Source organism: Acinetobacter genomosp. 33YU, assembly GCF_001990725.1.
Classification (GTDB): Bacteria; Pseudomonadota; Gammaproteobacteria; order Pseudomonadales; family Moraxellaceae; genus Acinetobacter; species Acinetobacter seifertii.
In genome coordinates, this window is record NZ_LFZQ01000008.1 from 166,741 (window position 1) to 188,576 (window position 21,836).

The 21,836-nt window shown below is 37.7% G+C and carries 22 protein-coding genes; 16 read left to right on the plus strand and 6 right to left on the minus strand.

Going from position 1 to position 21,836, the window contains the following annotated elements; genetic code table 11:
• Positions 1-255 precede the first annotated feature (255 nt).
• From lysS to cysN, 5 genes are all read left to right on the plus strand, one after another.
• On the plus strand, positions 256-1,785 hold the full coding sequence (lysS, locus tag AC056_RS10070) for a lysine--tRNA ligase (RefSeq protein ID WP_039253375.1): 1,530 nt from the start codon (positions 256-258) through the stop codon (positions 1,783-1,785).
• A 190-nt stretch (positions 1,786-1,975) separates the two neighbouring features.
• Positions 1,976-3,421: a capsule assembly Wzi family protein gene (locus AC056_RS10075; protein ID WP_039253378.1), complete on the plus strand. Its 1,446-nt coding sequence runs from the start codon at positions 1,976-1,978 to the stop codon at positions 3,419-3,421.
• Between the two features lie 257 nt (positions 3,422-3,678).
• Positions 3,679-3,810 (plus strand): hypothetical protein, encoded by a 132-nt coding sequence (locus tag AC056_RS19250; RefSeq protein ID WP_079393586.1) that lies wholly within the window; start codon positions 3,679-3,681, stop codon positions 3,808-3,810.
• Entirely contained in the window at positions 3,803-4,711 is a 909-nt protein-coding gene (gene cysD, locus AC056_RS10080; protein WP_000140408.1) for a sulfate adenylyltransferase subunit CysD, read from the plus strand. Before AC056_RS19250 ends, cysD begins: the two co-directional genes overlap by 8 nt.
• A gap of 30 nt (positions 4,712-4,741) precedes the next feature.
• Positions 4,742-6,355, plus strand: coding sequence for a sulfate adenylyltransferase subunit CysN (gene cysN, locus AC056_RS10085; protein WP_039253381.1), 1,614 nt, complete (start codon positions 4,742-4,744; stop codon positions 6,353-6,355).
• A 53-nt stretch (positions 6,356-6,408) separates the two neighbouring features.
• On the opposite strand, the gene AC056_RS10090 is transcribed toward cysN, so the two are convergent.
• A complete protein-coding gene (locus AC056_RS10090; RefSeq protein WP_077163544.1) occupies positions 6,409-6,966 on the minus strand; it encodes a DUF2239 family protein in 558 nt (185 codons plus the stop codon).
• Positions 6,967-7,179: 213 nt separating this feature from the next.
• On the opposite strand from AC056_RS10090, the gene AC056_RS10095 reads away from it, so the two are divergent.
• On the plus strand, positions 7,180-7,692 hold the full coding sequence (locus tag AC056_RS10095; protein WP_049065783.1) for a hypothetical protein: 513 nt from the start codon (positions 7,180-7,182) through the stop codon (positions 7,690-7,692).
• 49 nt (positions 7,693-7,741) lie between these two features.
• On the opposite strand, the gene AC056_RS10100 is transcribed toward AC056_RS10095, so the two are convergent.
• The 3 genes from AC056_RS10100 to AC056_RS10110 form a co-directional block, all read right to left on the minus strand.
• Positions 7,742-9,079, minus strand: coding sequence for a CitMHS family transporter (locus AC056_RS10100; RefSeq protein ID WP_004703084.1), 1,338 nt, complete (start codon positions 9,077-9,079; stop codon positions 7,742-7,744).
• A 551-nt stretch (positions 9,080-9,630) separates the two neighbouring features.
• Positions 9,631-10,956: a hemolysin family protein gene (locus AC056_RS10105; protein ID WP_019456855.1), complete on the minus strand. Its 1,326-nt coding sequence runs from the start codon at positions 10,954-10,956 to the stop codon at positions 9,631-9,633.
• 123 nt (positions 10,957-11,079) lie between these two features.
• Positions 11,080-12,069, minus strand: a complete 990-nt coding sequence (locus tag AC056_RS10110) for a LysR family transcriptional regulator (protein ID WP_004703082.1) — start codon at positions 12,067-12,069, stop codon at positions 11,080-11,082.
• Between the two features lie 588 nt (positions 12,070-12,657).
• On the opposite strand from AC056_RS10110, the gene AC056_RS10115 reads away from it, so the two are divergent.
• Complete coding sequence (locus AC056_RS10115) at positions 12,658-14,262, plus strand: isocitrate lyase (RefSeq protein ID WP_004703081.1); 1,605 nt, start codon at positions 12,658-12,660, stop codon at positions 14,260-14,262.
• A gap of 56 nt (positions 14,263-14,318) precedes the next feature.
• Here the strand turns inward: AC056_RS10115 and AC056_RS10120 are convergent, their stop codons facing one another.
• Positions 14,319-14,798: a copper resistance protein NlpE gene (locus AC056_RS10120; RefSeq protein WP_077163545.1), complete on the minus strand. Its 480-nt coding sequence runs from the start codon at positions 14,796-14,798 to the stop codon at positions 14,319-14,321.
• A 201-nt stretch (positions 14,799-14,999) separates the two neighbouring features.
• Complete coding sequence (locus AC056_RS10125; protein WP_004703079.1) at positions 15,000-15,323, minus strand: hypothetical protein; 324 nt, start codon at positions 15,321-15,323, stop codon at positions 15,000-15,002.
• Between the two features lie 195 nt (positions 15,324-15,518).
• On the opposite strand from AC056_RS10125, the gene AC056_RS10130 reads away from it, so the two are divergent.
• The 9 genes from AC056_RS10130 to AC056_RS10170 all read left to right on the plus strand — a co-directional run bounded on the left by AC056_RS10130 (position 15,519) and on the right by AC056_RS10170 (position 21,791).
• Positions 15,519-16,394 (plus strand): urease accessory protein UreD, encoded by an 876-nt coding sequence (locus AC056_RS10130; protein ID WP_139344646.1) that lies wholly within the window; start codon positions 15,519-15,521, stop codon positions 16,392-16,394.
• A gap of 100 nt (positions 16,395-16,494) precedes the next feature.
• Positions 16,495-16,797 carry an urease subunit gamma gene (ureA, locus tag AC056_RS10135; protein ID WP_002054385.1) on the plus strand — a complete coding sequence of 101 codons (303 nt, stop codon included), beginning with the start codon at positions 16,495-16,497 and terminating at the stop codon, positions 16,795-16,797.
• Positions 16,798-16,808: 11 nt separating this feature from the next.
• Positions 16,809-17,117 (plus strand): urease subunit beta, encoded by a 309-nt coding sequence (locus AC056_RS10140; RefSeq protein ID WP_019456858.1) that lies wholly within the window; start codon positions 16,809-16,811, stop codon positions 17,115-17,117.
• A 37-nt stretch (positions 17,118-17,154) separates the two neighbouring features.
• On the plus strand, positions 17,155-18,855 hold the full coding sequence (gene ureC, locus AC056_RS10145) for an urease subunit alpha (protein WP_077163547.1): 1,701 nt from the start codon (positions 17,155-17,157) through the stop codon (positions 18,853-18,855).
• Between the two features lie 70 nt (positions 18,856-18,925).
• Complete coding sequence (gene ureE / locus AC056_RS10150; RefSeq protein ID WP_039253396.1) at positions 18,926-19,408, plus strand: urease accessory protein UreE; 483 nt, start codon at positions 18,926-18,928, stop codon at positions 19,406-19,408.
• Complete coding sequence (locus tag AC056_RS10155; protein WP_077163548.1) at positions 19,395-20,060, plus strand: urease accessory protein UreF; 666 nt, start codon at positions 19,395-19,397, stop codon at positions 20,058-20,060. Before ureE ends, AC056_RS10155 begins: the two co-directional genes overlap by 14 nt.
• A gap of 24 nt (positions 20,061-20,084) precedes the next feature.
• Positions 20,085-20,699 carry an urease accessory protein UreG gene (ureG, locus tag AC056_RS10160; protein WP_039248672.1) on the plus strand — a complete coding sequence of 205 codons (615 nt, stop codon included), beginning with the start codon at positions 20,085-20,087 and terminating at the stop codon, positions 20,697-20,699.
• Positions 20,700-20,708: 9 nt separating this feature from the next.
• Positions 20,709-21,278 carry a HupE/UreJ family protein gene (locus AC056_RS10165; RefSeq protein WP_039253401.1) on the plus strand — a complete coding sequence of 190 codons (570 nt, stop codon included), beginning with the start codon at positions 20,709-20,711 and terminating at the stop codon, positions 21,276-21,278.
• A 57-nt stretch (positions 21,279-21,335) separates the two neighbouring features.
• Positions 21,336-21,791, plus strand: a complete 456-nt coding sequence (locus AC056_RS10170) for a hypothetical protein (RefSeq protein ID WP_077163549.1) — start codon at positions 21,336-21,338, stop codon at positions 21,789-21,791.
• Positions 21,792-21,836 lie beyond the last annotated feature (45 nt).

A 21,836-nucleotide genomic window follows, 5' to 3' on the forward strand; every position in this document is an offset into this window, starting at 1 on the left:
TTTACTACACAATCTCATGGATAAAATAAAAGGCAAAAAAAAGCCTTTTAATATCGAGGTCATTTGGATTTTTTTATATTTTACTTAAAGCAAAAAAAAATGATCTTAGCGATTGGTCTAAGTAATTTTCGTCATTGAATACTGATTTAGTGTGAGTGGTTTGACTTTTTTCATTTTTGTTTTGTTGAAATCTTTCGAAAAACTCCCGCAATCTGTTAGGATATAGCACTTAATTTTTACTTAATCGAGGCAGAGATGACGCAACAAAACGCTCAATCGACTTCTGAACCAACTATTTCCGAAAACGATTTAATCGCACAGCGTCATGCCAAATTAAAGCAAATCCAAGATGTTGCAAAGGATACTGGAAAGAGTCCTTGGCCAAATACATTTAAACGTGAACACTACGCTGGCGATTTACAAGAACAATTTAAAGATCAGTCGAAAGAACAAATTGAAAGCGCTGAACATGTCTATGTAAAAGTTGCTGGCCGTGTCATGTTAAACCGTGGTTCTTTCATGGTGATTCAAGATATGACTGGGCGTATCCAGTTATATGTTGACCGTAAAGGTTTACCAAAAGATATTCTTGAGACCATTAAAGGTTTGGACCTAGGCGATATTATTGCTGCTGAAGGTTATATTGGTCGTTCTGGCAAAGGTGACTTATATGTACACCTTGAAAGCTTTGAACTTCTTACAAAATCGCTTCGTCCGTTACCAGATAAATTTCATGGTTTGAACGATACAGAAGTTAAGTACCGTAAGCGTTACCTCGACTTAATCGTGAATGAAGAAACTCGTAAGACTTTTGAAATTCGTGCCAAAGTTGTTGCAGGTATTCGTGCATTTTTAACAAATGAACGTTTCATGGAAGTCGAAACGCCAATGATGCATGTAATTCCGGGTGGTGCGTCTGCACGTCCGTTTGAAACGCATCACAATGCTTTAGATATGCCGTTATTCTTGCGTATCGCACCTGAGCTTTACTTAAAGCGTTTGGTTGTTGGTGGTTTTGAGCGTGTATTTGAAATTAACCGTAACTTCCGTAATGAGGGGGTGTCAACACGTCATAACCCTGAATTTACAATGATCGAGTTTTATCAGGCATATGCTGATTATAAAGACTTGATGGCTTTAACTGAAAACATGCTTGAAAAGCTAGCTCTTGATATTCTAGGTACAACTGATGTCCCTTACCAAGGTGAAGTGTTTAGCTTTAAAGGGCCATTCAAGAAAATCTCTATGTTTGATGCCATTTTAGAGAATAACCCTCAGTTCACCCCTGAAAATGTTGGTGATCGTGAGTTCCTTGCAAAATTTGTGCGTGAGGAATTAAAAGAGCAAGTTAAACCTGGTTTTGGTTTAGGTAAACTTCAAACAATCGTATTTGAAGAAACAGTTGAAACTAAACTGCGTCAACCTACCTTTATTACTGAATATCCAGCGGAAACGTCTCCACTTGCTCGTCGTAATGATGACAATCCGCACATTACCGATCGTTTCGAATTTTTCATCGGTGGACGTGAATTGGCAAATGGCTTTAGCGAGTTAAATGACCCAATTGATCAGGCAGAGCGTTTCCAAGCTCAGGTTGCTGAAAAAGATGCGGGCGATGATGAAGCAATGCATTACGATGCAGAGTTTGTTGAAGCGCTTGAATACGGTTTACCTCCAACAGCTGGTGAAGGTATTGGTATTGACCGTTTGGTTATGCTTTTTGCTGATGCGCCAAGTATTCGTGATGTAATTTTATTCCCGCATATGCGTCGTAAAGAAGGTTAATTTAATCTTCAAAGTAAAAAAAGGCAGTTTATACTGCCTTTTTTTATTCACTATTTATATATAAAAAACACTAAAATTATAGAAAACTTAAGACCACGTTAAAAAATGTAATTGCACAGTTTAACAATTGCAAATTTGTGATAAAAAAATTAATGTGTTGCTCATAAATAACTTTGAGAATTGTGCTGACATGTTTTTAAGAAAAACACTTTCAATTGCATTATTAACAGCTGCCTCTTCAGCTGTTTTTGCCCAAGGTTTGGTGCTTAATAATGATGATTTGCGTACAGATTTAAATTGGTTGAATCAACAAGGTGTTATTAACATCAGCACTTCTACTTGGCCTTTAAGCGGTGATGAAATTCAGCGCGCACTCTCTCAGGCTAAAGTAACTCATCCAGCTCAACAAAAAGTTATTAATTCAGTTCTTAATGCATTAAAAGCAGATAACGATACAGTTAAAGTAGGTGCTTTTGCAGGCACAGACATCAAAGATATTCCTCAAGCATTTGGAAATAATCATAAATCACAATATGAAGGTTCTGTAGAGTTTAATGCGGGCGGTGAAAACTGGGATGCAAAAATTCGTGTAAACGCTGAAAAAGATCCACAAATTGATAATGGTCATGATGCCAATGTGGAAGGTTCGTATGTCGCTGGTAAAATCTGGAATCAATGGGTGATTGCTGGACAAGTTCCAACCTATTGGGGGCCTGCACATGATGGTAGTTTGATTCGTGGAGATGCAAGTCGTCCTGTGTATGGGGTGACCATGCAACGTGCTGTACAAGACGCTTTTGAAACAAAATGGTTATCTTGGATCGGACCTTGGCAATATCAATTATTTGCCGGCCGATTACAGGATTACGAATCTGATCCTGGAGTTAAATTATTAGGCATGCGTTTGACTGCACAGCCTCTACCTTATCTAGAATTAGGTGCATCTCGAGCAATACAATTTGGTGGTGGTGATCGTTCTGAAAGCTGGGATCGTTTTTGGAAAGCGGTAGTCGGTCATGACAATGTACAAGATGGTAGTCAAGATCCATCAAATCAATTAGGTGGATTTGATGCCCGTTTATCTCTACAGCCTTTATTACAGATCCCTGTAAGTATATATGGGCAGATGATTGGTGAAGATGAGGCAGGGTATTTGCCTGCAAAATGGATGTATCTTGCGGGTACGGATTTTTCATCAGTTTATAAAAATATGCCATATCAGCTGTATGCAGAATGGGCTGATACTCGTACAAATCTCGGAGAGATGACAGGAATTTCTTATACACATTACGTATATCATGATGGTTTTTACCAACAAGGTTTTCCATTAGGCCATGGTATGGGTGGTGATGGTCAAATGTATTCAATTGGCGGTAATATCAGCTTTGATACGATGAATCGTTTAAGTGGACGTGTTCTTTATGCAAAAGTTAATCCATTAAGCCTTACTGTTAATCAGGCGTTTCCTGAGAAAGATACAATTAAAGGCCTAGATTTGACTTGGACACACTATATAAAACCAACACTTCCATTAAAAATTAATGGTTGGATAACAGACTCAGATCGTAATGGTCGAGATAATGGTGTTTCAGTAGGTGTTGAAATTCCGTTAGAACGTAAAATGTTTGGTTTCTAAGAATTAAATAATGCTATAGAAAGAGAGAAGCTAAAATGGCTTCTCTTTTTTTATTGTATTTAAAGAAATTTAAAGATGAGATCGTGATTTGCTTCGGTTAACGATGCGAGCTAGGATGGACATGTTATCTATGCGAATCAGTATTTTACATTTATATTATGAATTTGAATATCAATATGAAAAAACAAGCAATAGAAAACAGTTTTAAATCACTATAATGCATAACTAATGCTATAAGCCTCATAAAGGGCTTGTGGTTGGATTATTTATCACGAAAAATTGGAGTTGTTATGGCACTCGTTCCTCCACATGGTCTTCTAAGTGGTGGTTTAATACCATTTCTAGATTTTATGGGCAAAATGGATAGAGAAGGGCGTGTTCATGACTGAATCAAGACTTACACATCTCAAGCAACTTGAAGCTGAAAGTATTCATATTATCCGTGAAGTTGCAGCAGAATTTGAAAATCCAGTCATGCTTTACTCAATTGGTAAAGATTCGGCTGTGATGCTTCATCTTGCATTAAAAGCATTTTATCCTGCGAAACTTCCTTTTCCTTTATTACATGTTGATACGGGTTGGAAGTTTAAAGACATGATCGCGTTTCGCGATAACATGGCAAAAACCCATGGCTTTGATTTAATTGTTCATCAAAATAAAGAAGGCCGTGAAGCAGGGATTAATCCATTTGATCACGGTAGCTCAAAATATACAGATATTATGAAAACCCAAGCTTTAAAACAGGCTTTGGATAAATATCAATTTGATGCTGCTTTTGGTGGTGCGCGCCGTGACGAAGAAAAATCACGTGCGAAAGAGCGTGTGTATTCATTCCGTGATAGTAAGCATCGTTGGGATCCTAAAAACCAACGCCCTGAACTTTGGAACCTTTACAACGGTAAAGTAAACAAGGGCGAAAGTATTCGTGTATTCCCTTTATCTAACTGGACAGAGTTAGATATCTGGCAATATATCTATTTAGAAAATATTCAAATTGTTCCTCTTTATTTCTCTGCTGTTCGTCCAGTAGTTGAGCGTAGTGGTACGCTCATTATGGTGGATGATGAACGCATGCGCTTAAAAGAGGGTGAAGTTCCACAAATGAAGTCTGTACGTTTCCGTACGCTTGGCTGTTACCCATTAACAGGTGCAGTTGAGTCTGAAGCTGATACATTGCCAGAAATTATTCAGGAAATGTTATTGGCAACAAGTTCTGAGCGTCAAGGTCGTATGATTGACCATGATGAAGCAGGCTCAATGGAAAAGAAAAAGCAAGAAGGCTATTTCTAAGACAGTTTCTAAATTTGTGGAGTTTGAGCAATGTCTCATCAATCAGACTTAATTAGCCAAGACATTCTGGCTTATCTAAAACAGCATGAACAAAAAGACCTTTTACGTTTTTTGACTTGCGGTAATGTAGATGATGGTAAAAGTACTTTAATTGGTCGTTTACTTTACGATTCAAAATTGATTTATGAAGATCAATTGCAAGCTGTAACACGTGATAGTAAAAAAGTAGGTACGACGGGTGATGCACCAGATTTGGCGTTGCTTGTAGATGGTTTGCAGGCTGAGCGTGAGCAAGGTATTACTATTGATGTTGCGTATCGTTATTTCTCGACTGAAAAGCGTAAGTTTATTATTGCCGATACACCGGGACATGAACAATATACCCGCAACATGGCTACTGGTGCATCGACTGCTGATCTTGCAATTATCTTGATTGATGCGCGCTATGGTGTTCAAACACAAACACGTCGTCATACATTTATTGCTAGTTTGCTTGGTATTAAAAATATTGTTGTTGCCATTAATAAAATGGACTTGGTTGAATATTCACCTGAGCGTTTTAATGAAATTCAGATTGAATATGATGCGTTCGTGAGCCAGTTAGGTGAGCGTCGCCCAGCTAATATCTTATTTGTTCCAATTTCTGCTTTAAATGGCGATAACGTTGTAAATCCATCAGCTCATACTCCTTGGTACAAGGGTCAAACCTTGATGAGTATTCTTGAGTCTGTGGAAATTAGCCGCGAATCAAACAAACACGAATTCCGTTTCCCTGTTCAGTATGTGAACCGTCCAAACCTCGACTTCCGTGGTTTTGCGGGTACTGTTGCTTTAGGTGAAATTAAAGTAGGTGACGAAATTGTAGCGTTACCTTCTGGTAAGCGTTCTACGGTTAAAGAAATCGTTACTTTTGACGGTAACCTTGAGCAAGCAGTGGCTGGTCAAGCAGTTACATTAACGTTAAACGACGAAATTGATATTAGCCGTGGTAACGTGCTGGTACGTGCAGGTGAGCAACCATTAATTTCACGTAGCGTTCGTGCTTCTGTGGTATGGATGAATGAGCACCCGCTTGTAAAAGGTAAGTTGTACAACATTAAGATTGGTACACAAACCGTTCCAGCAAAAGTGACGAACATTCACTATCGTGTGAATGTAAATACACTTGAGCATACTCAAGTAGAAGAGCTTGAGTTAAATGCAATTGCCGATGTGGTAGTTGAGTTCGATGCTCCAGTGGTATTTGACCAATATCAAGACTCTCGTTACACAGGTTCATTTATTTTTATTGACCGTTTAAGTAACGTGACTGTTGGCGCGGGCATGGTAGAAGCTGCTGTAGAGTGGACTGCTCATAGCAATGCTGTTACTGCCGAAGACCGTGCTGCTCGTTTAGGTCAAAAACCTGCTGCTATTGGTGTTTCTGCACAATTAATTGAAAAAGCTCAAGTCTTAGAAAGTTTGCTGATTCAGCAAGGTGTAGTTGCGATCGCGAAAGCAAGTTTAACAGCTGAGCAATTGGTTCTGTTACGTGAGACTGGTGTTGTAACTATTACAACTTCTGTGGATGGTACAGATACTGAGATAACTGCTGAAACAGTAGAAGAAGCAGTAGAAAAAATCGTGGAATTGGTTCGTCTTTAATAGATTGAAAATGAGTTCTAAAAAAACCCGCGTAAGCGGGTTTTTTATTGAGTTTAGAAAATACTTTGAGTTTTTAAAGTTAAATATTCTCTTAAATCTTTAGGGTAGTTCTGAATCATCTTTAAAAATGTATCTCGATCACCTTGATATAAGGCGCGTGTTGCTTCCTCGTAATTTGGCATATTGCCTAACATAGCAGACATAAAACGGTCGATGGCTTGTTTGGCAAGCATAATATTGCCTTCAGAATTTGGATTATTTAACTCTTTATCAATTAACTTACGAATCACAGCAGATGCACTCGCACTTTGTTGATCTAACCAATCCCAATGTTTTTTCTGTAAAGTGATTTCACGCGAAATTACGCCAAGTTTAGGTCGACCAACTTTTTTAATTTCTTCAGGTTCAGCATAACGTTGTTGAAAATCTTGTTCTGAACCAGAAAGATCAAGATCGATTTGTTGACCTGTTTGATCATTAAAAATCAGAATATTTTCTGTTGTTTTAGGAAGATGTTTTAGTTTTTTTGCAAGTTCAACAAGGGAGTCGCTTGCAATAAGTGTGCTTCCAGTAAAAGCGGTATAGGTGATTGTTGTATTCATTTTTGCCACATATTTTTATCAGGGTAAAATAATATTATCAGGGTAAAACTAATTTGGCAAACATTAAAATTTATAACCAAAGAATTATCTGATTTTATGAGTGGTATCTCTGAAATTAAGGCTATAAAAATAGTCAAGGTAAGAGGCTATTTAAAATTTTGTTCTGCTTTAATATCGCTTTTATGAGAGAATGTGCCTTTAGTTGTATGTATAAGGACTCCTATGTTTGAGCAATCTCCTGAATCTTTAAGCGATATCGAAATTTTAGACATTTTACAGTCGATGAAAAAAGATAAGCTGGATACGGAAGCAAATGAGATTATCCGTAGCGGGGGAAAAGCGGGACGTCAGGAAGCGCATAAACAGGCTTTGGTGGCACTAAATACAAATTTTGAAGAGAAGTTTGTAGAGGCAGTGACTCTTGCACTAGGTTTAAATGCAGCTCAAGCTAAAAAAATTCGCTATAAAAAAGATCGAATTCGTATTTTAAAAGCGCGCGGTATTGATTATTTAGCTATTGATGGGGCAGAAACAGCGCAAGTTTTGGCACAAATTTCACAAGCAATTGTTCGTGAAGATGCAATAGTTACCCATGACTTACATGATATCTTCCCATTTTGGAAAGAAGGTTGGCCAATGGTGCAATTTGATAATGCCTATAAAATTTTAGAAGAAGATATTACCTTGCACTTTCATGCGTTCTTAGATGCCATGATTGAGTACGTAAATAAATAAAAAATAAAAGCCCCAATTGGGGCTTTTATTTTTTTATAACAGAGTGTAGTTAGATCGCACTAAAAAGTGGGAAAACACCAATCACCAAAGCTGTACCCATTAACACCATACAAGTAATAAATGCCCACTTAAAAGTGAACTTTTGATGATCTGCAAAATCGACTTTAGCAAGACCACATAACAAGTAAGTTGATGGAACAAGTGGTGATAATAAGTGTACAGGTTGGCCTACAATTGATGCACGAGCAATCGCTTCTGGACTAATACCATAATGTGAAGCGGCTTCAGCAAGAATAGGTAATACACCATAGAAGAATGCATCATTTGACATAAAGAACGTCAAAGGCATGCTTACCAACGCTGTAATTGGTGCCAGATAAGGTCCCATACTTGCTGGAATCATTGCGACGAATTCTTTAGACATCGCTTCAACCATGCCTGTGCCAGATAAAATACCTGTAAAAATACCAGCCGCAAAAATTAAGCCTACAACAGCCAAGATACTATCTGCATGCATAGCGATACGTTTCTTCTGCATATCAACATCTGGATAGTTGATAAGCATCGCAATACAGAACGCTAGCATGAATAACACTGACATTGGTAAAATACCTTTGATCAACGCAATCATAAGAATAATGGTGAGTACCATATTTACTTTACGCAAATGTGGACGAGTCGCTTCTGGATCTTTTGAAACAGTAATATTGTCACCATGATGGCTTTCAAGCTCAATCACGCCTAAACGTTTTTGCTCATAGCGACCATATAAATATGCCAAGAAGAATAACCAGCCAATACTAATAATCATTGGAAGAATCATTGGTACAAAAATATGGCTTGGGTCGACTTGAAGTGCACTCGCTGCGCGGGCAGTAGGTCCACCCCATGGCGTAAGGTTCATTACACCACTACATAACAACATAAGTGCTGTCATGATCAGTGTATTCATACCAAGTCGCTGATAGAGAGGAAGCATAGCTGCGACACAAATCATATATGTCGTTGAGCCATCACCATCAAGAGAAACTAACGTCGTTAAAAAAACGGTCCCTAATGTAATTTTTAGAGGATCGCCTTTAACCTTTTTCAAAATCCATTTAACCGGGGGATCGAAAAGACCTGCATCGATCATTAAGGCAAAATATAAAATTGCAAATAATAGCATTACACCAGTAGGTGCAAGTTTTTTGATGCCTTCTAGCATCATCTCGCTGAGACCTTTAAGCTCAATATGACTTAAGCTTTCAAAGTAGTGACCTAGGCCCCAAGCAATAAGAGAAAAAATAAATGGGATAAGAATTAAAGCAATAATAGGGCTTAAACGTTTGGACATGATTAAGTACATGAAGCACAAAATCATGCCAACACCAAGTAATGTCAGCATACAATCAATCCTTTGCCTTTAGTTTTACTGAACAAGTTTATTCCAAACTTTGACTTTTATTATTCTTATGAATTTTTATTAAAAAAACAAATAATATATTTAGTTTATTTGGTTAATATATATTCAATTAAAAAGGTATATTCTCCGGAAATACTGAATATATATATTAATGGCTTAGTTTATTTATTATATATAGTAGCTTTAATATTTATATAAAGGTTTTATCATATTTAAAATTATCATATATTTTGAAGAATTATACTTGCTTTGAGCGTTGAGATGAGAAGAAGACCCATTTACAAGGCTTGTAATATCTACGTTACCTAAGGCTGATGGGGTTGTAAATGCTTTATTCGCAAATTTTCATTTGAATTGAACTTAATTTTTTTATTTTAATTAAGAGGTTAATCTTTATATTTATAAATATGATTAGCATAATTAATTAAACTTTTAATAATGAAGAATATTAAATGAAAGCGTGAATTTAATAACTACTTATTCATATTAAAAAAATATCCTGCATTTGGCAGGATATTTTGCACCAAAATAAATCAATTTTCGTCAGGCGGTGAATGTAATTCAGATTTTTCTAATACGCGAGTAACTAATAGTTGATCGATTTTAAAATGATCCACATCGACAACTTCAAATTTATAACCACCAAATTCGACAAAATCGGCTGGACGAGGAATTTTGCGTAAACGATACATCATAAAACCTGCTAGCGTTTCATAATTCTCTTCATCGGGCATTTCGTCAATTTCAAGAGCATGTCTCAGGTCATCAATTGGTGTGCTGCCATCAATTAACCAAGAGTTATTGTCACGCTTAATGATTTGCTGTTCTTCTTCAATTGGGGTAACCCAGTCACCCATTACGGTAATCATGATATCGCTTAAGGTGATAACACCAACTACAAGCGCATATTCATTAATTACAACAGCGAATTTTTCTTTTGTTGATCGGAAGCGATCAAGTAATTCAGAAAGCGTTAATGTGTCAGGAATAATCAGAACATTACGAATAGTAGATTCATTTAATTGAGTGGGTGATTGGTTATTTAAAATACGAACAAGAAAATCTTTGGCATCAACATAACCAATAACCTGATCAATATTTTCATTACACACTAAAAATTTAGAATAAGGATATTCTGCTAATTTTTGTCGAATACTGTCTTCATGTTCGTTTAAAGTGAAATAAACAACATTTTCACGCGTTGTCATACTTGATGGTACGTTGCGTTCCTCTAGTTCAAAAACATTTTCAATAAAATGATGTTCTTGTTTTTGAAGTACACCTGCTTGGGCACCTGCATCCATAACAGCTGAGATATCATCAAAAGTAATATTGTCTTCGCGAGTTGTATTTACTTTGAATAAGCGGAATAACAGGTTCGCGATGGCATTAATTCCCCAGGCTAAAGGTTTACAAACTTTAATAAAAACCTGAATTGGATTGATAACACTAATTGCAATTTTTTCTGGGGCAATCATAGCCAAGCGTTTTGGCATAAGATCGGCAAATAAAATAAATAGCGATGTCACCAAAGTAAAAGATAGAGCAAAACCAATTGTTTGCGACCAGGGACCTACATAGAAGCGGTCAACTAAAGTCACAAAAAACGGACGGAAAGCAGCTTCGCCTAAAATACCGCCTAAAATTGCAACAGCATTTAGTCCAATTTGGGATGCCGCAAAAAAGTCTGCAGATTGTTCTTGTAAATCAAGTACCTGTTGAGCGCGTTCCTCACCAGCTTCAGCTAAAATTTTTAACTTTACTTTTCTGGCGCCAGCCAGTGCAATTTCAGTTAAAGATAAAAAGCCTGCTGCGATGATGAGCAGTACGATGATAATGATATTTTGAAAGAGACTCACAAATCACCCGAGGTTCATCATTATTATGACTATGTTTTAACACAAAAAAGCGCTGAGGTAATCAGATTGATTGCTCAGCGCTTAAAGATAATGTTTGAAAGAGACAATTAAATTAAAATTTATTTAATAGTGAGAAAATTGTGAATTGTTGGTAAGAAATTCACGATTTTCTTCTTCGATCATTTGGCGAGCAACGAATAGAATAAGTTGGCGTAACCAGCGATGAGCAGGGTGATGGTGTAATAGTGGGCACCAAGCCATTTTAAGTTCAAATTCTGGAATATAAAAAGGAGGATCCTTTATAACCAGTTTTGGATTTTGAGTTTGTAGGCGCGCCATTCGAGTTGGAAGCGTTGCAATGAGGTCAACATTTTGAGCAAGCAAGGCTGGCATTTGGTAGTGGCGAGTAAATACTGAAATTTTACGGCGTTGACCAATACGTTCTAATGCTTGATCAATCCAGCCTAAACCACCTTGTTTATCTGGGTTTACGCCAAAACCAACACCCATACCTGTTTTAGATACCCAAATATGCTGTGCATCTAGGTAACTTTTAAGATTTAAATGAGTAACAGCAGGGTGTTTGTCATTCAAAATACAGCTGAAACTATCACGCCAAACTAACACTTGGTGGAAACTTTGCGGTATTTCATTAAATCTATTAATTGCCAGATCAACTTTACCTTGTTCCATGTCTCTATATGACACATCACTTGGGGTAAGAAAGTCGAGCACTACATTTGGAGCTTCAGAACGTAAAGCTTTTACAAGACGAGGAACCAGAGTTGCTTCTGCATAATCAGAAGTCATAATGCGAAAAACGCGATTGCTGGTATAAGGGCGGAATTCGGTACGCGGTTCCAAAATCATGGAAAGATCAGAAAGGGCATCGCGAATACGTGGTTGTAATTCGAGTGCGCGTTCTGTCGGTGTCATTCCTTCCGATGAGCGGATTAGAAGAGGGTCGTTAAATAAATTACGCAAGCGACGTAAAATATTACTCATGGCTGGTTGAGTAACGCCAAGCTGTTCTGCTGCGCGTGTAACATTTTTTTCACGAAGAAGAACATCAAGATATATTAATAGATTAAGATCTACCCGTTCCAGATTCATAAAAAAAATACCGAAAATAAAACCCTAAAATTGTTTCAAATTATGCCATATTTAAAGAACATTGTGTGAAAAAATGATGAGAAAAACGACATTTTTTGTTGAAATTAAGTATGCTTGAAAAGGACCTCAAATGCTCGATTTTATTATCTTTGATCTGTTTTTGACTTTATGTTTATAGACGTAAATTTTTTCTCTTATATTTAACCATGTTCTATCATTAAAATTGACTTTTTACATTGGCAAAAGTCTCCTAATTTACAATTGACTTTTGACAATAAAAATGAGTGGAAAAATCTCAAAAATTGTATAAAAATAAAACTTGGAGAGTTTTTTGATCAAAATACTATACTCCTTTAGGATTATTTTGTTTTTATAAACAAAGTGTTATGTTTTTTAGTTTTACTTATAATATCGATTTATTGGTATATTTTTTAAATAAATACTGAAGATTAACGAAGGATATTGGATTAATTGATTGGCTAAGTCTAAGCTGTGTTCATGAGGAAGCAGCTGGTGTCATAAGAAATTTAAGTAACGTGACTCTAGGCTTCAATCGATGAAATCCTAAAATGAATACAGGACAATATCATGACTACATATCAAACAGCGATTGATGCAGTACGTCAATTAAAAGCAAAATTTGGCAACACTTGGGCAGACATTAGCCCAGAAGATGCTGCTCGTATGCAACTTCAAAACCGTTTCAAAACTGGTTTAGATATTGCTAAGTATACAGCTGCGATTATGCGTCGTGATATGGCTGAATACGATGCTGACTCAAGCAAATACACTCAATCATTAGGTTGCTGGCATGGTTTCATCGCACAACAAAAAATGATTGCGAACAAAAAATACTTCGGTACTACAAGCAAACGTTATATCTACCTTTCTGGTTGGATGGTTGCTGCTCTTCGTTCAGAGTTCGGTCCACTTCCTGACCAATCTATGCACGAAAAAACTTCTGTTCCTGCTTTGATCGAAGAAATCTACACTTTCTTACGTCAAGCTGACGCAAAAGAATTAAACGATTTATTCCGTGCTCTTAAAAAAGCACAAGAAGCTGGTGATACTGCTAAAGCAGCTGAAATCACAGCTCAAATCGACAACTTTGAAACTCACGTTGTGCCAATTATTGCTGACATCGATGCTGGTTTCGGTAACGAAGAAGCAACTTACTTACTTGCTAAGAAAATGATCGAAGCTGGTGCTTGTGCGCTTCAAATCGAAAACCAAGTATCTGATGCTAAACAATGTGGTCACCAAGCTGGTAAAGTAACTGTTCCACACGAAGACTTTATTGCTAAGATCCATGCATTACGTTATGCATTCTTAGAAATGGGTCTTGAAGAAGGTATCATCGTTGCGCGTACTGACTCTGAAGGCGCTGACTTGACTCAAAAAATCCCAGTGGTTAAAGAGCCAGGTGACATCGCTTCTCAATACATCAGCTACTTAGATACTCAAGAAATTGACATTGCTGATGCGCAAGAAGATGAAATCTTAATCAAGCGTGATGGTAAGTTACACCGTCCTAAACGTTTACCTTCAGGTTTATATCAGTTCCGTGCTGACACTCAAATTGACCGTGTTGTACTTGACTGTGTATCTAGCCTTCAAAATGGTGCTGACCTTCTTTGGATCGAAACTGCGACTCCAAACGTAGAAGAAATCGCACACATGGTTAACCGTGTTAAAGAAGTTGTTCCAAATGCTAAGCTTGTTTATAACAACAGCCCATCATTTAACTGGACTTTAAACTTCCGTCAACAAGCTTACGACCGTTGGGTTGCTGAAGGTAAAGATGTTTCTGCATATGACCGCGCTAAATTAATGAGTGCTGAATATGACAATACTGAATTAGCTGCTGATGCTGATGACAAGATCCGTACATTCCAAGCAGATGCTTCTCGTGAAGCAGGTGTGTTCCATCACTTGATCACACTTCCGACTTACCACACTGCTGCTCTTTCTACTCATGAGCTTGCACAAGGTTACTTCGGTTCTGAAGGTATGTTGGCTTATGTTGCTGGCGTACAACGTAAAGAAATCCGTGGTGGTATCGCTTGTGTGAAACACCAAGCAATGGCGGGTTCTGACATCGGTGATGATCACAAAGAAATCTTCTCTGGTGATAACGCTCTTAAAGCACATGACGATGCTAAAAACACAATGAACCAATTCGCAGCTAACTAAGAATTGATTCCATAAAAAACCCGCTCAAATGAGCGGGTTTTTATATTGAAAATTTATTAATCTTGTTTTTTCAACACATAGTGCTCTGCCAAAGAACCTTCAATTTTTTTACCTTCCATATCTAAAGCAGTTGCAGTATTTTCGCCAATAAAGAATTTACGATTTTCAGCTTTATTATCTAAGGTAATGATAGAAGTGTTGTCTTTATCGAAAGCAAACTTACCATGAGTTTCAAATGGTTTTGCATCACCTTTGCCTAAGTAAGTTTCAGTCAATTCGTAAGTTTTATCATCTTTTAATTTTAGTTCTGTTTTGATGCCTTCACAGTCTGCACATGGAAGGGTACCTGTATATTTACCATTCCAATCTAAAGAATTTTCTGCTGTGTGCTCAGTATCTACAGCAACAGCACTACTTGCTTCACTAGTTTGTACAGGGCTAGAAGCATCAGAAGTTGTTTCTGTTTTATTTTCATGTTTGTTACATGCGACTAGAAGAGTACTCATAAGTGCAATTGCTAATAATGATTTTTTCATGATGAAGAAAACCTCAAAAATAAAAATAAAAAGTCTTTAAAGCCTAGAAAAAGATCATAAAAAATAAAAGCGTTTGTATGTAGTCAAAATTTAACAAAAGGTAAAGTGTATATTTTTTTGTTCATTTAAATGATTTTTATTGAAATATATAACGAGTAAAAAAAGTATCCACTAACTGAGTTAATGGATACATCTAAAAAATTATGGATGAGCAGAAACTCCACCTAGAGAATCACATGCTGATTTATAGAGTTCATATTGTTTTTTTACTACTTCGTCTAAAGGCATTGCAAATAATTCCTCACCATCTTTATAGCTTTCTACATAAGAGGTCGCTTTTTCTTTACTTACTGCTAAAGTTTGTTGGTAATAAGAATTAATTGAGCTATTTGAAATCTCCCTAGTTTCTACGTTTTTACATTGGAAATTATTTAAAAGTTTTTCTGCGCGTTTGACCTCACTAGATTGGCCAAAAATACACCCAGTTAAAAATACAAATGGTACTAACACGAAAAAGATTTTCATGGAAAAAAATTTATAAGAGCGAGGATGGGCGCTATTGTATAAATAATTCCATGCTTTACTGTGGTTTTATGTTAGACATTGATGATTTTTTAACTCATTAAAATAAAAAATTGTTTCCAAGTTTGTAATGACCTCTTTTTGTATATGGTGCATATTTTGCTTATTAAATAAAGCCATTAATAAAAATGAGCCAAAATGAATCGGATTCAACAATTTTCTCATACTTCTTTAGCACCATTTTGGTATGCGCAATTAGAACTTGGTTTTTGTTTTAAAGAAAGTCGCACCATAATGAATCATAGGAAACATTATGGCCCTGTTCGGGTGCAAAAAATGCTCTGGCCTGAAAAAACTGGAGTTTGCCACGCTATTATTGTTCATCCACCAGCAGGCATCGCAGGAGGCGATCATCTTACTTTTCAAATTGAAACAGCTGAACAGGCGCATGCCGTTATTACCACGCCTGGGGCTGGAAAATGGTATAGAACGAATGGTAAACAGGCTTTTCAACATATTTATTTGACTGTAAAAAACGACTCTATTCTAGAGTGGATGCCTCAAGAAACGATGTTGTTTGATGGTGCTGTAGCGCATTCGGAAACACATATTCACCTTGAACAAACAGCAAGTTTTATTGGTTGGGATATGTTGGTATTGGGACGGCAAGCTCGAGCTGAAAATTTTGTTCAGGGCAGTTATCACAATCAGTTTAAGTTATGGCGTGAAAATAACTTATTAGTTGCCGATACATTATATTTTGAGGGAGGAGATCGCTGGTTAAGCTCATGTTTAGGAATGAATAATCAGGCTGTAATGGCAAGTTTCTGGGCTGTACCGCCTGAAAAATTTCGCTCTTCATTTTATTTAGAACAACATGTTGAACTTGTCCGCGAGTTAATCATGCGTATGGATGCCCCAGTTACTTTGACTTTATTGGAAGATGTGCTCTGTGCACGTTTTTTAGGGAATGATGTACGGCATTGTCATGATGCATTTGCGGCCATACGCGCAAGATTAAGACGTTATTGGTTTGATTTAGATGAAGAATTTCCAAGAATTTGGAAGACCTAACTTACGTTAAATTGCGTATTTTAAAAACGATTAGAACAAGTATGCTGCTTTTGAGCACGCATTTTGCTTAAAGAAAACTAGATGCTATTAGGAAAGAGATATGGAACTCAATCCAACAGAGAAAGATAAGTTACTCATTTTTACCGCAGGCTTGGTGGCTGAGCGTCGTAAAGCACGAGGTTTAAAGCTGAATTATCCGGAAGCAGTTGCCTTTATTTCAGCCGCCTTACTTGAAGGTGCACGAGATGGAATGACAGTGAGTGAACTCATGCACTTTGGAACGACTTTGTTAAAGCGTGAAGATGTTATGGATGGTGTAGCGGAAATGATTGCTGAGGTTCAGGTCGAAGCAACTTTTCCGGATGGTTCGAAGTTAGTCACTGTTCATCAACCAATCGTATAAAAGGAGCAGTTATGATCCCCGGCGAAATCATTACTCCAGAGACTGACATTGAGCTAAATGTTGGGCGTGAAACTTTAAAAGTTATGGTGGCTAATGTTGGTGATCGACCTATTCAGGTAGGTTCGCATTTTCATTTTTATGAAGCCAATGATGCACTACAGTTCGACCGTGAAGCTGCAAAGGGTTTTCGCTTAAATATTGCAGCGGGTACCGCAATACGTTTTGAACCGGGGCAGAGCAGAGAAGTGGAACTTGTCGCTTTAGCTGGTAAGCGAGAAGTATATGGTTTTGCAGGCCGAGTCATGGGTAAGTTGGATTAAACATAACAACCATAATGAAAGATATGAGTAAAAAATTATGAAAATGTCACGTCGTGCATATGCTGAGATGTTTGGTCCAACGGTCGGAGATCGTATTCGTCTAGCTGATACAGAGCTCTTTATTGAAGTTGAGCAAGATTTAACGACTTATGGTGAAGAAGTTAAGTTCGGTGGTGGTAAAGTCATTCGTGATGGCATGGGACAATCTCAACTTTTAGCTGATGAAGTTGCTGACACGGTCATTACCAATGCTTTAATTGTAGATTGGTGGGGAATTGTAAAAGCTGATGTTGGCTTAAAAAATGGCCGAATCTGGAAAATAGGAAAAGCCGGAAACCCCGATATTCAACCTGACATTACCATTCCTCTAGGTGCTGCAACAGAAGTGATTGCAGGTGAAGGGCAAATTTTAACAGCAGGTGGTATTGATACCCACATTCACTGGATTTGTCCTCAACAAGTTGAAACCGCGCTGATGTCTGGTACAACAACAATGGTGGGCGGCGGTACAGGACCAGCAGCAGGAACTTCGGCAACCACAGTGACTCCAGGTCCTTGGCATATTGCGACCATGTTGCAGGCGATAGATGATTTACCTATGAATATTGGTCTGTTAGGTAAAGGTAACCTGAGTTTACCAGACCCAATTCGTGAGCAAATTAAGGCTGGGGTAATTGGGCTAAAACTGCATGAAGACTGGGGTTCAACACCAGCAGCGATTGATAACTGTTTGAGTGTGGCAGATGAGTTTGATGTTCAGGTCGCTATTCATACGGATACACTAAATGAGGGTGGCTTTTTAGAAGAAACACTGGCCGCATTTAAAGACCGTACCATTCATACGTACCATACAGAAGGTGCGGGTGGTGGACATGCTCCAGACATTTTAAAAGCAATTGGACAAAGTAACGTGTTGCCATCTTCAACGAATCCAACGCGACCTTATACCATTAATACTATTGATGAGCATTTAGATATGCTCATGGTTTGTCATCATTTAGACCCTGCAATTGCTGAAGATATTGCTTTTGCAGAAAGTCGTATTCGCCGTGAAACCATTGCTGCCGAAGATATTCTGCAAGACCTAGGTGCAATTGCCATGATGTCTTCTGACTCTCAAGCGATGGGGCGTGTGGGTGAGGTGATTTTACGAACTTGGCAAACTGCACACAAAATGAAAATTCAACGTGGCCCTCTAGAGGGTGACAACGAGTTTCATGATAACAATCGCGTTAAACGTTACATTGCGAAATATACAATTAACCCAGCCATTACCCATGGTTTAAATCATGAAATTGGTTCGATTGAGGTCGGAAAACTTGCTGATTTAGTGTTATGGAAACCTGCCTTTTTTGGGGTAAAACCTTCCATGATTATTAAAGGCGGCATGATCGCGGCGGCGCCGATGGGTGACATTAATGCCTCCATTCCGACACCTCAACCAGTTCATTATCGTCCAATGTTTGGCGCATATCCGCGTGGTGTGCATAACACTTGTATTACCTTTTTATCTCAAGCAGCCATTGATGAAAAAGTTGCTGAAAAGTTAGAACTTAAAAAGCTAATTAGCCCCTGTAAAAATACGCGTGAAATTACTAAAGCAGATATGAAACATAATACATATTGTCCAGTTATGCATGTGCATCCAGAAACTTATGAAGTAAGAGCAGATGGTGAACTATTAACTTGTGAACCTGCTGACGTATTACCAATGGCTCAGCGTTATTTCTTGTTTTGATAAGTTTTATTGAGATGATTTTGTTTTATGAATTTATATATATGAACTGAATAAAGGAGAGAAAAATTAAATGAAAATCTATACCCAACGTCTTGAAGATATTTCTCCTGATCAGGCATTTGAAACGGTTGAACTAACTTTTGATACCCGTCAAAAATCACGTTTTCGAGCGGCCTTGGCAAGTGGCGTAGATATTGGAGCTGATTTGCCGCGTACTGGAATTTTGCGTAGTGGTTCGTATATTGCAACCAAAGAGGGTGATGTATTACGTATTGACGCGAAACCTGAACGTTTAATGCAAGTTAGTGCTAAAACCGATTTTGATTTACTTAAAGCTGCCTATCACTTAGGTAATAGACATGTACCATTAATGCTCACACCTACAGCTTTGTATTTTGAGCCTGATCATGTGCTTGCAGAAATGGTAGAAGGATTGGGGCTCACAGTGACAGAAACAGATCATCCTTTTGAACCTGAAAGCGGTGCCTATGCTCAACATAGTCATGACCATCGCTTAAGCCCAATCAAAGCTTTACACCATGTCCATTCATAATGCTGCGCAATTACTGCAATTGCTGACACTGTCTTCAACGGCACTGCCAGTTGGAGCGTATTGTTATTCACAAGGCGTGGAAACAGCCATCGATATTGGCTTAATACACGATGAAAGCTCGGCAATTGCTTACTTTGAAGAAGTTCTTGAAATGCTATTAGTGAGGTTTGAGCTACCAGTACTCAAACGTCTTATGCAACATTATGATGAACCAGATGAGTTCCTGATTTGGGCAAATTTATATAAGGCGAGTCGAGAAAGTAAAGAACTTTTGGCTGAATCGCAGCAGTTGGCATTTTCTTTAAATGCATGGATTAAAGATGTTTTAAAAAAAACGGTTGAGGTTAAAAAGCAGTTTGGTTTTGTGCCTGTCTATGCGCAGCTTTGTGGGCGTTTAGAGCTTAAAGAAGAGGATGTGCTTACCGCTTATACTTTTACTGTTTTAGAAAATCAGGTTTTGGCAGCAGTAAAAACGGTTCCATTGGGACAAATGGCTGGGCAAAGAATTTTATGGCACTTGCATGGTTTAGTACCAGAGGCAGTACAGAAAGCTTTGAAACTTAATGATGAACAATTAAGCAGTGCTTTACCTCGTTATGCCATGTTGAGTATGAAACACGAAACACAATATTCACGGTTATTCAGATCTTAAGTTTAGGAAAAAAGGATAAAAATCATGACAGAACGTAGTCCGTTAAGAGTTGGAATTGGTGGACCAGTAGGTTCGGGTAAAACAGCACTTACGCTTAACTTATGCCGTGCCTTGCGTGATAAATACAATATGGCTGTAGTGACAAACGATATTTATACCAAAGAAGACTCAAACTTTTTAACCCGTAATGAAGCGATGTCTCCAGATCGTATTGTGGGTGTGGAAACAGGTGGTTGCCCACACACAGCAATTCGTGAAGATGCCTCAATTAACTTGGCTGCGATTGATGATCTATGCGAAAAATTTGATGGCTTAGAGCTTATTATTATTGAAAGTGGTGGTGATAATTTAGCCGCGACATTTAGCCCAGAGCTCTCTGATTTAACTTTGTATGTTATTGATGTGGCAGGTGGAGAAAAAATCCCTCGTAAAGGCGGGCCGGGTATTACCAAGTCAGATTTACTGATTATTAATAAAACTGACCTTGCACCAATGGTCGGTGCAAACCTTGATGTCATGGACCAAGATGCGAAACGCATGCGCGGTGAAAAGCCATTTTTATTTTCAAACATGAAAACACAAGATGGTCTTGAACAAATTATTCAATTTATTGAGAAACAAGGGCTGTTTAAGGCTTAAGGAGTAACTATGAACTTCATTAAGAAATGGGGCATTGGGCTCCTTAGCATGTTACCGGCATTAGCCATGGCACATCCGGGACATGATCATGCACATTCAGGGTTTATGGCAGGTTTTATTCACCCTTTTACTGGGCTTGATCATTTAGTCATGGCTTTAGGTTTTGGTATCTTGTTATGGTCAGCCGCTAAACAATGGAAAATTGCTGGTGTCATTACACTAAGCATTACTTTGATTGTAGGCTTTTTAATAGGTGCTGAAGGTTTAGTACCAGCCAGTATTGCTGAATACGGCATTATCGCTTCTTTGATTGTTACAGCGATTGCATTATGGACAAAATCAAATCGGATTTTGCCTATTGCTGCTGCATTACTCGCAAGCTTTCATGGTATAGCGCATGGTGTTGAACTCGCACATGCGGGACATATTGTTGCATTAGTAGCTGGTATGGTTACTGGTATGGCACTTATCTATTGCTGTGGCTTAGCATTAGGTGCATTGTTTACGCGATATGTACCTTATGGCAAAAAAATTATGGGTACTTGCGCAGCAATTGTTGCAGTTATTGGTTTAAGTTAATTAAACCCTTGCAAAAAAAGGTAGCTTTAAGCTACCTTTTTGGATTTGCAAAATAAAATGTGTGTGCATAAAAATATTTACCCTGTTTTTACAGCGCTGATTATCTTTTACAGTGGATATATTCAGGCCTATGATTTTTTTCAACCAGAAAGTGATTCTACTTTACTAGATACAGAGCAGTTATTAGATCAATCAGATTTAAACTTGGAACAAAGGCGGTTAGCCATTGAGCATGATGATGAAGTTAATAACTATAATGTGCTCAAAAACGAGTTTTATTCAAATGAGCGTTGGGTAATTTATAATTACACGGCCTATGATACCGGGCAACTTCAGAACAAAAACAGTAATGGTTTAACGAATCATATTAATATTCAAGATTTATCCATTTCAGTTGGGTATGGAGTTAATTATAGTGTTAATCCAAGACTGAAAATTGGTTATGAATATATTTCGAGTTTTCCTTATGATCGAGGTCAACTCATTCGATTTTTTACGATCTATTTATTCTGAGGTAAAAAATAATCTAAATCAAATAAATAGATCAGATAAATTAAT